Source organism: Azospirillum sp. TSH64 (assembly GCF_003116035.1).
Taxonomy (GTDB): domain Bacteria; phylum Pseudomonadota; class Alphaproteobacteria; order Azospirillales; family Azospirillaceae; genus Azospirillum.
On the sequence record NZ_LGQW01000015.1, the window covers coordinates 1,418,400 to 1,431,338 of the forward strand.

Annotated in this window: 11 protein-coding genes and 1 riboswitch; of the genes, 8 read left to right on the forward strand and 3 right to left on the reverse strand. The window is 66.5% G+C overall.

Annotation, left to right across the window (positions count from 1 at the left end; translation table 11 throughout):
- Positions 1–164 precede the first annotated feature (164 nt).
- Positions 165–686 carry a hypothetical protein gene (locus TSH64_RS07955; protein WP_247872814.1) on the forward strand — a complete coding sequence of 174 codons (522 nt, stop codon included), beginning with the start codon at positions 165–167 and terminating at the stop codon, positions 684–686.
- 249 nt (positions 687–935) lie between these two features.
- On the opposite strand, the gene TSH64_RS07965 is transcribed toward TSH64_RS07955, so the two are convergent.
- On the reverse strand, positions 936–1,769 hold the full coding sequence (locus TSH64_RS07965) for a hypothetical protein (RefSeq protein WP_109096284.1): 834 nt from the start codon (positions 1,767–1,769) through the stop codon (positions 936–938).
- A 215-nt stretch (positions 1,770–1,984) separates the two neighbouring features.
- Positions 1,985–2,100, forward strand: a riboswitch (glycine riboswitch).
- Positions 2,101–2,269: 169 nt separating this feature from the next.
- Here TSH64_RS07965 and gcvT point away from each other — a divergent pair.
- The 4 genes from gcvT to gcvPB are packed head-to-tail and all read left to right on the forward strand — an operon-like array spanning position 2,270 to position 6,721.
- Positions 2,270–3,382 (forward strand): glycine cleavage system aminomethyltransferase GcvT, encoded by a 1,113-nt coding sequence (gene gcvT / locus TSH64_RS07970; protein WP_109096285.1) that lies wholly within the window; start codon positions 2,270–2,272, stop codon positions 3,380–3,382.
- A 51-nt stretch (positions 3,383–3,433) separates the two neighbouring features.
- Positions 3,434–3,808, forward strand: a complete 375-nt coding sequence (gene gcvH, locus TSH64_RS07975) for a glycine cleavage system protein GcvH (protein WP_109096286.1) — start codon at positions 3,434–3,436, stop codon at positions 3,806–3,808.
- Between the two features lies 1 nt (position 3,809).
- Positions 3,810–5,153 carry an aminomethyl-transferring glycine dehydrogenase subunit GcvPA gene (gene gcvPA / locus TSH64_RS07980; protein WP_109096287.1) on the forward strand — a complete coding sequence of 448 codons (1,344 nt, stop codon included), beginning with the start codon at positions 3,810–3,812 and terminating at the stop codon, positions 5,151–5,153.
- Complete coding sequence (gcvPB, locus tag TSH64_RS07985) at positions 5,150–6,721, forward strand: aminomethyl-transferring glycine dehydrogenase subunit GcvPB (protein ID WP_109096288.1); 1,572 nt, start codon at positions 5,150–5,152, stop codon at positions 6,719–6,721. The genes gcvPA and gcvPB overlap by 4 nt, the downstream gene beginning before the upstream one ends.
- Before the next feature lie 56 nt (positions 6,722–6,777).
- On the opposite strand, the gene TSH64_RS07990 is transcribed toward gcvPB, so the two are convergent.
- Complete coding sequence (locus TSH64_RS07990; protein ID WP_109096289.1) at positions 6,778–6,993, reverse strand: hypothetical protein; 216 nt, start codon at positions 6,991–6,993, stop codon at positions 6,778–6,780.
- A 188-nt stretch (positions 6,994–7,181) separates the two neighbouring features.
- Here TSH64_RS07990 and TSH64_RS07995 point away from each other — a divergent pair, with 188 nt between their 5' ends.
- The 3 genes from TSH64_RS07995 (at position 7,182) to TSH64_RS08005 (ending at position 11,507) form a co-directional block, all read left to right on the forward strand.
- The gene (locus TSH64_RS07995; protein WP_109096290.1) at positions 7,182–9,827 is read left to right on the forward strand and encodes a glycosyltransferase family 2 protein; all 2,646 of its coding nucleotides are present in this window, start codon (positions 7,182–7,184) and stop codon (positions 9,825–9,827) included.
- A gap of 202 nt (positions 9,828–10,029) precedes the next feature.
- Positions 10,030–11,121, forward strand: a complete 1,092-nt coding sequence (locus tag TSH64_RS08000; protein ID WP_109096291.1) for a phosphotransferase family protein — start codon at positions 10,030–10,032, stop codon at positions 11,119–11,121.
- Entirely contained in the window at positions 11,121–11,507 is a 387-nt protein-coding gene (locus TSH64_RS08005; RefSeq protein ID WP_109096292.1) for a DUF6285 domain-containing protein, read from the forward strand. The genes TSH64_RS08000 and TSH64_RS08005 overlap by 1 nt, the downstream gene beginning before the upstream one ends.
- Before the next feature lie 41 nt (positions 11,508–11,548).
- On the opposite strand, the gene TSH64_RS08010 is transcribed toward TSH64_RS08005, so the two are convergent.
- On the reverse strand, positions 11,549–12,565 hold the full coding sequence (locus tag TSH64_RS08010; RefSeq protein ID WP_109096293.1) for a sensor domain-containing diguanylate cyclase: 1,017 nt from the start codon (positions 12,563–12,565) through the stop codon (positions 11,549–11,551).
- Between the last annotated feature and the right edge of the window lie 374 nt (positions 12,566–12,939).

Genomic DNA, 12,939 nt, shown 5'->3' on the forward strand with positions numbered 1-12,939 from the left:
GAACCGCCGCGCGGTCTTGTGCCGGTCAAGCTGGGACACTAAAGTCGCGATCCAACAGCCCGTTAACCGATCAGGCCGAACCGATGGACCGCCGCGACCGTAATATAGGAACCCCCGCCCGGAAAAGCCCGCTGGCGTCCCTCTTTGGGATGGGCCGCCCTGCGTTGCTCGCGGCCGGGGCCGTTCTGGTGCTTTCCGGCTGCTCCGGCATGGGGTTGGGGCCGACGAACCCGTCGGAAGCGGCGCTGGCCTGCCCGAAGGTCAACATCGTCCGCGACCTGCAGGAAGTGACGGTGTTCCGTCCCGGCGGCAAGGATCTGACCGATCTGGAGTCGCGCGCCGCCCTGACCGATTTCACCGGCAGCTGCGACTACACCAGCAGCGGCGTCACCGTGAACGTGAACGTCTATCTGGTGGCGGAACGCGGTCCGGCGCTCCAGGGCACCACGGCCAAGTACCAGTATTTCGTCGCCGTGGCCCAGCCGGACGACACGCTGGTGTCGAAGGCCTATTTCGACACCGACGTGACCTTCGTCCCCGGCCAGCCGCGCGCCGGCACCCGCGAGGAGCTGACGCCGAAGATCCCGCTGCCCAAGGACGCCAACGCCAAGGACTGGAAGATCTATCTCGGCTTCCAGCTGACGCCCGAGCAGCTGAATTTCAACCGGACGCAGGTGAAGAAGTAAGGGCTGATCCGCGCCTCACATGCCCTTCCCAAGCCATCCGCCAGGGAGAGTATGATCACGGTCCAGCCCGTTGCCGCGTCCAAGGAACCCGTCACCATCGAGATGGAGGCCGGCAAGGCTATTGGTGGTGCCGCTGCGGCCGCAGCGCCAAGCCCTTTTTCTGCGACGGCAGCCATCCGAATTCATAAAACGGGGAGGAGCCGCGCCCGTGGCGCGGCTCCTGAATTAAAACCGGGGGATGAGAGGGGATCAGACGCTGACGAGGTTGGCCGAGAAGAAGGAAGCGTGGCTCGTGCCAACGATGTTGACGTTCGCAGCGTTCGTCGAGAATGCGTAGAATTCGACGTAATCGTCGGTGCCGTTCATGGTGACCAGCGCGCTGGTGTTGGCGAAGGTGCTTCCCGTAACGGAGGTGCTATTGAAGAAAGTGGCGATCGGCGAGCCGTTCTTGCGAATGACGCATCCGATGGACCTACCGGAATTGCAATCGATGCTCAGTTGACAGAAGATTGAGTAAACGCCGGCAATGGTAGGCTTGAATTGTTGAGTCGACATGTCGTAGGCCGACTGTGTGTTGATCACTGCATTGGCGAAGCTGACTTTGGTGTAGACGTTCGGCGGTAGAACCTGGTTGGTGCCGTTGAGCGTGATCATGCACTTGATCGGATTGCTTGGCCGCGTGTTGCTGTCGACCAAAGCCCGTTCGTCCACAATCAGATCGTTGCCGATAGCGTCCGTCGTCGGCAGCAGCATGACACGCGCCACCGGCAGCGTGCCTGTCGGAATCGCCGGCGGGGTCAGGCTGTTGGGGGTGCCGGTGACGATGGTCGCGGCGCCGGTGTTGCGGTCCACCACCACGCGGTCGATGCGGAAGCCGATGGCCGGTGGTGCGAAGGGGCCGACCGATTGGGCGTTCACCTCGGTCAGGGTGGTGCCGTTCAGCAGGTTGCCGGGATCGAGCGCCAGGGTCAGGTTCGGCACGAGTTGCGCATGGGGAGCGAAGTTGCCGACGATGCGCTGGGATACCGCCCAGTTGGCCGCGGACTGGGACAGGTCGGACGGGTTGAAGGCCTGAACGGTCATTGCGCGCTCTCCACTCTGTCGATTGGAATGAGTCCCGCGATGGACAACGGCTGGCCAGCTCGGCTTGACGCGGTAAATAGGTATGTATACCTACTCGTAACATATAAAAGGAAAATTTCCAAAAGCGGGGCATTTCAACAACTTGGCCTGTTGATTGGCCAGAGCGCCGATTGACAAACCTGTCTGATCGCGACAGTGTGCCGCCATCACGCCGATGATCCCTCGCGGGAGAGATCGCTTGTGAGTCTGTCGTAAATCGGCAGGTCCGCAGGCGGCGCCGAAGGAGCAACCGCCCCCGGAAACTCTCAGGCAAAAGGACCGCAAGGGGATAAGGCAACTCTGGAAAGCAGCCTCGGCGCCCAGTCGCCGCGACTCACCGAAGGAGTAAACCGGGTGCCCGGCTCGACCGGACGGCGGTGAATCTCTCAGGTCCAAGACAGAGGGGGCAGCTTCCTGCACCGATCCCGGTGCGGGTGCCGTAACCCTGTCGGAGGACCAGCGTGACCGAGGCCGCAACCGCTCTCAAGACCACCCCGCTGCACGCGCTCCATGTCGAGCTTGGCGCCCGCATGGTCCCCTTCGCCGGCTATGACATGCCGGTGCAGTATCCCCTGGGCATACTCAAGGAACACCAGCACACCCGCGAGAAGGCCGGGCTGTTCGACGTGTCCCACATGGGGCAGGTCCGCCTGACCGGCGTCGATCCGGCCGCCGCATTGGAAACGCTGGTTCCCGGCGACATCAAGGGGCTGGCGCAGGGCCGCATGCGCTACACGCTGTTCCTGAACGAGCAGGGCGGCATCCTCGACGACCTGATGGTGACCAATGCCGGCGATCACCTTTTCCTGGTTGTGAATGCCGCCTGCAAGGAGCAGGACGTCGCCCACCTGCGCGAGAAGCTGGCCGGCAAGGCCGAGGTGGAGCTGCTGGACGATCTGGCGCTGATGGCGCTCCAGGGTCCGATGGCCGCCGAGGTGATGGCCCGCTTCGTCCCGGAAGCCGCCACCATGAAGTTCATGAGCTACCTGTCCGCCACCTTCAAGGGCGTGCCGGTGATCCTGACCCGCTCCGGCTACACCGGCGAGGATGGCTACGAGATCTCCTGCGACAAGGCCGATGCGGAGATGATCGCCCGCGCGCTGCTGGGCGAGTCGGAGGTCGAGGCCATCGGTCTGGGTGCGCGTGACTCGCTGCGGCTGGAAGCCGGGCTCTGCCTCTACGGTCATGACATCGACACCACCACGACGCCGGTGGAGGGTGCCTTGGAATGGACGCTGCCGAAGCGCCGCCGTGCCGAGGGCGGTTTCCCCGGCTATGACATCATCCATCGGCAGCTGACCGAGGGCGCCGCGCGCCGCCGCGTCGGCATCCAGCCGGAAGGCCGCCAGCCGGCCCGCGAGCACACGGAAATCCAGGACGCCAACGGCACCGTCATCGGCGAGATCACCAGCGGCGGCTTCGGCCCGACCGCCGGCGCGCCGGTCGCCATGGGCTATGTCGACATCGCGAACTCGGCGGTGGGCACGTCTCTGACCCTGGTGGTGCGCGGCAAGCCGCTGCCCGCCCGCGTCGCCGCCACACCCTTCGTGCCGCAACGCTATTACCGGGGCTGACGCCTCGGCGTTCCCAATCACAAGCAACCGTTTGAACAGGGAAATCTTCAGATGACCAAGAAATTCACTAAGGACCACGAGTGGGTTCAGGTCGACGGCGATGTCGCCACCGTCGGCGTCACCGACTTCGCCCAGAGCCAACTGGGCGACGTGGTGTTCGTTGAGCTGCCCGATGCCGGCCGCGTGCTGGAGAAGGGCAAGGAAGCCGCCGTCGTCGAATCGGTGAAGGCCGCCAGCGACGTCTACGCCCCGGTGTCCGGCACGGTCGTGGAAGCCAACCAGGCCCTGGTGGACGACCCGTCGATGGTCAACAGCGCCGCGGAGACCGAGGGCTGGTTCTTCAAGCTTCAGCTCAAGGACGCCTCCGAACTGGATGGTCTGATGGACGAAGCGGCCTACAAGGCCTTCGTGGAGGAATCCCACTAACATGCGCTATCTGCCCCTGACCGAGGCCGACCGGCAGTCGATGCTGGAGGCCATCCGCGCAACATCGGTCGAAGACCTGTTCCGCGACGTTCCAAAGGCGGCCTGTCTGGCCGGCCCGATCGGGGGCTTGCCCAACCATATGGGCGAGCTTGAGGTCGAACGGCTGCTCGGCTCCATGGCGGCCAAGAATGTGCCGGCGGGGTCGGTGCCGAGCTTCCTCGGCGCCGGCGCCTACCGTCACCATGTGCCGGCCACCGTCGATCATCTGGTCCAGCGCGGCGAGTTCCTGACCGCCTACACGCCGTACCAGCCGGAGGTGAGCCAGGGCACGCTTCAGGTCCTGTTCGAATTCCAGACCCAGGTCGCGCTGCTGACCGGGATGGATGTGGCCAACGCCTCGATGTATGACGGCGCCACCTCCTGCGCCGAGGCCGTCATGATGGCCAGTCGCGTCACCCGGCGGAAGAAGGCGATCCTGTCCGGCGGCCTGCACCCGCATTACCGCGACGTGACCACCACCGACGCCCGCTTCATCGGCTTCGAGGCGGTGGCACTGCCGGCCGCCCCGACCGGCGGCGAGGATCTGCTGGCGCTGGTCGACGACAAGACATCCTGCGTCGTCGTGCAGAACCCGGACGTGTTCGGCCATGTCCGCGACTACACCGATCTGGCCGCCGCCTGCCAGGCCAAGGGCGCGCTGCTGATCGTCGTGGTGACCGAAGCGCTGTCGCTCGGCCTGCTGACGCCGCCAGGCGACATGGGCGCCGACATCGTCGCGGCGGAAGGACAGTCCTTCGGCAACGCGCTGAACTTCGGCGGCCCCTATGTCGGGCTGTTCGCGGTGAAGGACAAATATGTCCGCCAGATGCCGGGCCGCCTGTGCGGCGAGACGGTGGATGCCGACGGCCGCCGCGGCTTCGTGCTGACGCTCTCTACCCGCGAGCAGCACATCCGCCGCGAGAAGGCGACCTCGAACATCTGCACCAACTCCGGTCTGTGCGCGCTGGCCTTCTCGATCCATGTCAGCCTGCTGGGCGAAGCGGGGATCACGCAGCTGGCCCAGCTGAATCACGCCAAGGCGGTCCAGATGGCCGACAAGCTGGCGGCGGTTCCGGGTGTCGAGGTGCTGAACGACGGCTTCTTCAACGAATTCACCGTCAAGCTGCCGAAGCCGGCCGCCGCGGTGGTCGAGGAACTCGCCAAGCGCCGCATCCTCGGCGGCGTGCCGGTGTCGCGCCTCTATCCGGGCGAGATGGAAGACCTGCTGCTGGTCGCCGTCACCGAAACCAACACCGACGCCGACATGGACGCCTTCGCTGCCGCTCTGAGTGAGGTTCTGGCATGAGCATGAACAACCAGGGCCGTCCGTCGGCCATTCCGGCCGGTGCCGCCTCGTTCGACGGCGTGACCGGCACCGTCACCGGCAACCGCGGCCTCCAGATCGAAGAGCCGCTGATCTTCGAGCAGGACAGCGCAGGCCGCACCGGCGTCGATCTGCCCGAATTGCCGAAAGTGGCCTCGCGCCTGGGTGCGGTGAAGCCGCGCGCCAAGGTGGGGCTGCCTGGCCTCGCCGAGCCGCAGGTGGTCCGCCACTACACCCGCCTGTCGCAGAAGAACTACGCCATCGACAGCGGATTCTATCCGCTGGGATCCTGCACGATGAAGCACAACCCGCGCCTGAACGAGAAGATGGCGCGGCTGCCGGGCTTCTCCGACGTGCACCCGATGCAGCCGGTCAGCACGGTGCAGGGTGCCCTGGAACTGATGGACCAGCTGGCCTACTGGCTGAAGACGCTGACCGGCATGGCCGCCGTGACGCTGGCGCCCGCCGCCGGTGCCCATGGCGAGATGTGCGGCATCATGGCGATCCGCTCTGCGCATGAGGCGAAGGGCGACAGCGGTCGCACCAAGATCCTGGTGCCGGAAAGCGCCCACGGCACCAACCCGGCGACCGCCGCCGCCTGCGGCTATAGCGTCGATGCGATCCCGGCGACCGCCGACGGCCGCGTCGATCTGGAGGCGCTGAAGGCCAAGCTCGGTCCCGACGTGGCCGGGCTGATGCTGACCAACCCGAACACCTGCGGCCTGTTCGAGCGCGATATCATCGAGATCGCCGAGGCGGTGCATGCGGCCGGCGGCTATTTCTACTGCGACGGCGCCAACTTCAATGCCATCGTCGGGCGGGTGCGTCCGGCTGACCTCGGCATCGACGTCATGCACATCAATCTGCACAAGACCTTCTCCACCCCGCATGGCGGCGGCGGTCCGGGGTCGGGGCCGGTGGTGTTCGCGGAGTCGCTGGCGCCCTACATCCCGGTGCCCTACGTCACCCACGGCAAGGACGGCTTCGCGCTGGTCGAGAACGCCGGCGAAGGCCCCGCCTTCGGCCGCATGAAGGCCTTCCACGGCCAGATGGGCATGTTCGTCCGCGCCCTGTCCTACATGCTGAGCCACGGCGCCGACGGGCTTTGGCAGGCGTCGGGCGATGCGGTGCTGAACGCCAACTACGTCATGGCGCGGCTGGAGGACGTCATGACGGCCTCCTTCGACGGGCCGTGCATGCACGAGTGCCTGTTCGACGACCGCTTCCTGAAGGGGACGGGGGTCACCACGCTCGACATGGCGAAGGCGCTGATCGACGAGGGCTTCCACCCGATGACCATGTATTTCCCGCTGGTCGTCCACGGTGCCCTGCTGATCGAGCCGACCGAGACGGAAAGCAAGGCCAGCCTGGATCAGTTCGTCGATGCGCTGCGTGCGCTGGCCGAGCGGGCGAAGTCTGGCGATGTCGCCTATTTCCAGGCCGCGCCGCGTCTGACTCCGCGCCGTCGCCTGGACGAGACGGCCGCCGCCCGTAAGCCGGTGCTGCGCTGGACTCCGCCGGTGCCGGCGGAGGCTCTGGCGGCGGAGTAAGGGTGGAAACGACGCTCCCCCTTCCTGCATGGGAAGGGGGAGCGTCTTCCTGACGCTTACCTGTCCGTCTTGTCGACGAACTTGTCGGCCTTCTTCTGATCCTCGGCGGCCTCGCGGGCCATTTCCTCGCCGATCTTCGGATCGATGCTCTTGGCTTCCTCGATCAGGTCGCGCGCCTTGCGGGCATCGCCGTCGGCGGCCTTGTCCAGCGCCTGCTCGGCCAGATCGTGGGCCTTCTTGTGTTCGGGGCTGTCTTCGTGGCGGGTGGCCATGGGGCGTTCTCCTGTGGCTTGAGCATTGAGAAAACTGTCGTTGTCCAACAGGAGCCGCCTGCCGGGGTTCCGCTCTCCGCACTGCACAAAAAATTTTTGGAAGTGACGGAATAGGGAAGTCGGTCCACCCGTTTGTGTGGCTGTCCGGTGGCGAGCGGCCACCCAGCAACAGGGCACGCGAACTCCCCATGAGCAACCCGAAGAACTCGATCCGGCGCGCAGCCATCGCCGCCGCCATGCTGGCCGTGACTGCGGGCCACGCGTCCTTCTGGTCCTGGCGCAATGCGCCGACGCCTGTGGAGGCGGAGCCGGGACGTATCGAATCGGTGTCCTATTCGCCGTCGGGCCGCAGCTATGACCCGAACCACCAGCCGGTGGTGCCGCGCAAGGACATTGAGAAGGACATGACCGCCATCGCCGGCTTCGCCGACGGCGTCCGTACCTACTCGACTCTCGGCTCGCAGGGCGAGGTGCCGGAGATCGCGGTGTCCAAGGGGCTGGACGTCACGCTCGGCATCTGGCTGAGCAAGGACAAGTCCCGGAACGAGCGGGAGGTGCTGCATGGCATCGCGCTCGCCAAGGAATTCCGCGGCATCAAGCGCATCGTCGTCGGCAACGAGACGCTGCTGCGCGCCGAACTGACCGATGCCGAGCTGGCCTCCTACATCAAGCGCGTGCGCGCCGCCGTCCCCGCCAACATCAAGGTCGGCACCGCCGACGTGTGGTCGGAGATGGTCAAGGCCGACGCCACGGTGAAGGCGTCCGACTTCATGGGCGTCCACGTCCTGCCCTACTGGGAAGGCGTGCCGGTGTCCGATGCGCTGACCTGGATCCGCGACCGGCTCGACACCGTGCGCAAGGCCCATCCGGGCAAGGCGCTGTTCGTCGGCGAGGTCGGCTGGCCGTCGGGCGGCGAGAACTTCCATGACGCCTACCCGACGCCGGAGGCCCAGGCCGCCGTCGTCCGCGGCTTCGCGGCGGAAGCCAACGCGCTCGGCCTGCATTACAACGTCGTCGAGGCCTTCGACGGAATCTGGAAGTCGACCATCGAAGGCTCGCCCGGCCCGACCTGGGGCGTGCTGGATGCCGATCGCCAGCCGAAATGGTCGATGACCGGTGCCGTCGCCGCACCCTATGGCGAGCGGGTCGCCGCGGGCGTCGCCATCGCCGTCGGCCTCGCCCTGTCGGCCTTCGCCGTGTTCCGCCGCCGGACCAATGCCGGCTTTGCACTGGCCGCCTCGCTGGGCGCCAACATCATCGGCTTCGCCATCGGCTCGGCCGTCGCCGGCGCCTTTTCCGAATATCTGACCTTCGGTGCGGTCACCACCTGGGGCTCCGCCTTCGCGCTGGGCACCCTGATGATGAGCGTCGCCTTCGCCGATCTGGTGGACGTCGCCCGCCGGTTGCTGACCGGCCGCGCCCCGGCCTTGCTGCCGCACGCGGTGCCGAGCACCGAGCACAAGCCGATGGTCTCGATCCACGTCGCCGCCTGCCGCGAGCAGCCGGACGTGCTGAACGCCACGTTGGCCTCGCTGTCGCGGCTCGACTACCCGAACTACGAGGTCGTCGTCCTGATCAACAACACCGAGGAGGAGCATCTTGTCCGCCCGGTGGAGGAGATGTGCCAGGCGCTGGGGCCGAAGTTCAAGTTCCACTGGTACAAGAAGATCTCCGGCTTCAAGGCCGGCGCCCTGAACGCCGCGCTGCGCCACACCGATCCGTCGGCCGAGATCGTCGCCGTGCTGGACGCCGACTACACCGTGTCGCCTGACTGGCTGTCGAAGCTGGCCCCGACCTTCGCCGATCCGTCGGTCGGGATCGTCCAGGCTCCGCAGGAACACCGCGACGGCCACGAGACGGTGCTGAAGTCGGCGATGACCGCCGAGTACCGTCCCTTCTTCGACGTCGGCATGCAGGAAGGCGTGTCGAGCCAAGCCTTCATCTGCCATGGCACGATGATCATGCTGCGCCGCTCGGCGATGGATCAGGTCGGCGGCTGGTCGGAAGCCGGCATCTGCGAGGACACCGAACTGGGCCTGCGCATCCTGTCGGCCGGCTACCGCGCCGCCTACACCGACGAGCGGCTCGGCGCCGGTCTGGCCCCGGACAACTTCATGCAGTTCCGCAAGCAGCGTGACCGCTGGGTGTTCGGCTCGACCCAGATCGTCCGCGCCCACTGGAAGAAGTTCCTGCCGGGTGCGGCCGAGCTGAGCGCGCGGCAGAAGCTGGGCTACGTCACCAACTGGATCCGCTGGTGGTCCGATGCCGTCGGCCTGTTCGCCGCCGCCGCCGCCGTGGTCTGGACCTTCGCCTCGCTGGTCTTGCCGCTGCACCTGCCGCCGGTGGCCGCCACCGCCGCCGTCCTGGGTGCGCTGGTCCTGCGCGCCGGTTCCAGCCTGCTGGCCTCGCGCTATGCCTCGGGCAACAGCTGGAAGGAAAGCCTGGGTGCCTGCGCCGTCGGCATGGCGCTGTCCACCACCGTCGCCCTGGCCGTTGTCCGCGGTCTGTTCCGCAAACAGGACGCCTTCCGGGTGACCGCCAAGGGTGGCAAGCGCACCGCCGGCCGCTTCTGCGCCAAGCCGGAAGCCTGGCTCTCGGCCGCTCTGGTCGCCTCGGCCGCCACCGCCGCCCTGGTCAACCCGCTGGGCACCCTGTCGCTGGAACTGTGGTCGGTGCTGCTCGCCGCCATGGCGGTGCCGAACCTGATGGCCGTCGCCTTCGGCATCGGTGACATGCTTCCGGTCCGCGAAGCCAAGCCGGCCCCGGTTCCGGCGGTCCAGCAGGGCAACACGGCCGGCCAGGAGCAGGGCACGAGCCACCCGGTCGCCGCGTAAGGCCTCTCCTCCTTCCCTCATGCAAAAACGGCCCCTTCCCCGCCTGACCGGTGGGGGAGGGGCCGACTTTTTTGGGGGTGGAATCGCTTTTCCCACCAAGGTGAAACTTGTCTGCAACAGCGCTTCGTGCCTACCATCGGCGGCTCAAACCGATAAAGACGCGCGAACCAACGCGCCCAGCCACCTTCGGAGGGAGAATGTCATGCACGTCGTGAAAGCGTCCGACCAGTCCCCGCCTTCGCTGTTGTCCGGCGACAACCGGGTTCGACTGGAGCAATGGCTGGCCGCGCAGGCCGGCGCATCCCGCGTCACGGTGACGGAGGATGGACGGCTCGGCGGCGGGGCGATCTCCCTGAATCTGGCAGTGACTCTGGATATTGTCGGCGGGCCGCTGGCCGGGCGCCATGCCTGCGTGCTGCGGGCCGAAGGTGGCGGGCGTATCTCGGCCAGCATCGGCAAGCTGCGGGAGTTCGTGGTGCTGCGCGCCGCCTTCGCGGCCGGAGTGATAGCGCCGGAGCCGCTGTTCGGCTGCGACGATCCGGCGGTGCTGGGCCATGACTTCTACATCATGCGGCGGGCCGAAGGGCTCGGTGCCGGCCATGCGGTGACGCGGTCGGATACGGCGCAGCCGGAACTGGCGCGCGAACTTGGGCGGCAGCTTGGCCTGCTGCACCGGATCAGGCCTGATACCGAGGGGCTGGAGCGGCTGGGCGAGGCGCCCGACTGCCCGGCGCAGGAGACGCTGGCGCAATACCGCCGCTGGTTCGGCGATCTGGGACGGCGCGATCCGGTGATTGCCTGGGGGCTGCGCTGGCTGGAGGTCAACGCGCCGCAGCCGGGTGCGGTGGTGCTGTGCCACCGCGACTTCCGCACCGGCAATTATCTGGTCAAGGACGGCGCGCTGACCGCGATCCTGGATTGGGAGTTCGCCGGATTCAGCGACCCGATGGAGGATCTCGGCTGGTTCTGCGCCCGCTCCTGGCGGTTCCGCCGGCCCGACCGCGAGGCGGGCGGCATCGCCGACCGGGCCGACTTCTATGCCGGCTATGAGGAAACCTCCGGCCGCCTCGTCGATCCGGCGCGCGTCGCCTACTGGGAAACGGCGGCCTATCTGCGCTGGGCGGCGATCGCGGTGGAACAGGGGCTGCGCCACAGCTCGGGTGCCGAGCGCTCGCTGGAACTGGCGTTGACCGGACGGATGCTGCCGGAAATCGAGATGGACATGCTGCGCCATCTGCGTGCCATCAGCGCTCTCGGCGGCATGGCGGCGGGTGCCGTGGAGAAGGTGGCCTGATGCGCGCCAATCCCGATGCCCGCGGCCTGATGGAGATCGCCGCCTCAACCTTCCGTGCCGACGTGCTTCCCCATGTGGCGCCGGAGGCCCGGTTCGCCGCGCTGATGGTCGCCAACGCGCTGGAGATCGCCGAGCGCGAGTTGAAGGGGCTGGACGCTGCCGGCCATTCGATGCTGGGCGCGCTCGCCCTGCTCTATGGCGAGGATGCCGACGACGCGCTGTCCGGCGACGACCTGCGCAAGCGGGTGGAGGCCTTGCAGCACCGCCTGTGCATCGAGATCGCCGCCGGCGATTTCGACCAGGAGGGGCAGGACGTGCTGATGGACGCGCTGGAGGCCATCGTCGAAGCGCGGCTGGGCATCTCGAACCCGAAGGCGCTGGGGTAAAGGTACCGAGGGCGGGACGCTCCCGGCGCCCCGCTTCCCGGTCAGGCTCTCTGTGCCTTCCGTTCGCGCTTGACCTCATACATGGCGGCATCGGCCTTCCGCAACGCTGCGTCCACGGTGATGGTGCGTGGATCGACGGCGGTGGGGCCGAAGCTTGCGCCGGAATAGTGCAGGGTGACGCCCCGCAACTCGTAGTCGCCGATCAGCAGCGGCGCCAGACGGTTGCAGAGGGTCTCCGCTGCCGCCTGACCCGCAGCATCGTCGGATGGGCCAAGGCCGGTGACGATGAATTCGTCGCCGCCGAAGCGTCCGAGGATGTCCCCAGACCGGAGGCCTGCCGACAGGCGCGTGCCCACCTCGATCAGAAACGCATCGCCGACTTCATGGCCGTGACGGTCATTGATCGCCTTGAAGCCATCCAGATCGATGAAGGCGATCAGCACAGTCTGCCCTGTCGATTCGGCTCCGGCGAACAGACGGTCCATCTCCTTCAGAAGGAAGCGCCGGTTGGGCAATCCGGTCAGGACGTCGGTGAAGGAATGGGCCTCCAACGCGCTGTTGACCGATTGCAGGTTTTCGAGAAGTTGTTCCCGTTCCACATGCAGGCCGATCAGCGAGGAAAACAGGCGAAGAGTCTGTTCCCCCTTCGGGGTCAGCGGCTTGCGTTCCGAACCGGCCGCGCACAGCGTTCCAAACAGCGTGCCGTCATTCAGCCTGACCGGCGTGCTGACATAGGTCTGGATGCCGAGAGCCTTGGCGGCGTCGCAATCGCCCCACAGCGCCGGCACGTCTTCGGTATGGAATCTTCCTTCGTCGAGCGCGCGTTTGCACAGTGTTCCCTCCCAGGGGACGACAAGCCCTTCGGGGATCTGCATCGTCTTGGTGTTGTAGGCGAACAGAACGCGCTGTATGCCCATTTCCTGGTCGATGCAGGTCAGATAGGTGGCCTCCAGTTCCGTTACCGCTTCAAGCAGGCTCAGCAGCGGGCGGGTCAAATCCTCAACCGACCGGGCGGAGGACAGGGTCTCGGAAATCTCGGAGAAAAACTTGTCTGACATGGAGGATCCGTCGACTGCACGACAATAGTGGGTCTATGAAACGTTGTGGCCGTACATGAGGAAGGGCCAAATGCCGTCGGACCATCCCGGATACGCTTGGTGAACCGCCTCAACTTCATACTCTGAACAGTATGATGCCATAACCTAATGCAGCGTTCAAGTTGGGGCGTCTGTCCATGCCGTGTCATCAACTTCCAAGCCATTTGTCCGAGGCGTTGAAGTCCGGGCGAGTGCACCGCGGGCAAGCGCACCAGACCGTCGGAGGCGTGGCAGGGCATGGGCCCTATCGCAATTCCCGCCAAGCCTGCGCTCGACAGACGGGGGCAATGCAGCCATATAATCGGTTCCCGTTCCGTACCAATCCTCCGATCGGA

Coding starts and splice junctions, on each gene's coding strand:
- gcvPB (WP_109096288.1), top strand. CDS start 5,150: ATGAGCATGAACAACCAGGGCCGTCCGTCGGCCATTCCGGCCGGTGCC.
- TSH64_RS07990 (WP_109096289.1), bottom strand. CDS start 6,993: ATGGCCACCCGCCACGAAGACAGCCCCGAACACAAGAAGGCCCACGAT.
- TSH64_RS08000 (WP_109096291.1), top strand. CDS start 10,030: ATGCACGTCGTGAAAGCGTCCGACCAGTCCCCGCCTTCGCTGTTGTCC.
- TSH64_RS07965 (WP_109096284.1), bottom strand. CDS start 1,769: ATGACCGTTCAGGCCTTCAACCCGTCCGACCTGTCCCAGTCCGCGGCC.
- TSH64_RS08010 (WP_109096293.1), bottom strand. CDS start 12,565: ATGTCAGACAAGTTTTTCTCCGAGATTTCCGAGACCCTGTCCTCCGCC.
- TSH64_RS08005 (WP_109096292.1), top strand. CDS start 11,121: ATGCGCGCCAATCCCGATGCCCGCGGCCTGATGGAGATCGCCGCCTCA.
- gcvPA (WP_109096287.1), top strand. CDS start 3,810: ATGCGCTATCTGCCCCTGACCGAGGCCGACCGGCAGTCGATGCTGGAG.
- TSH64_RS07995 (WP_109096290.1), top strand. CDS start 7,182: ATGAGCAACCCGAAGAACTCGATCCGGCGCGCAGCCATCGCCGCCGCC.
- gcvH (WP_109096286.1), top strand. CDS start 3,434: ATGACCAAGAAATTCACTAAGGACCACGAGTGGGTTCAGGTCGACGGC.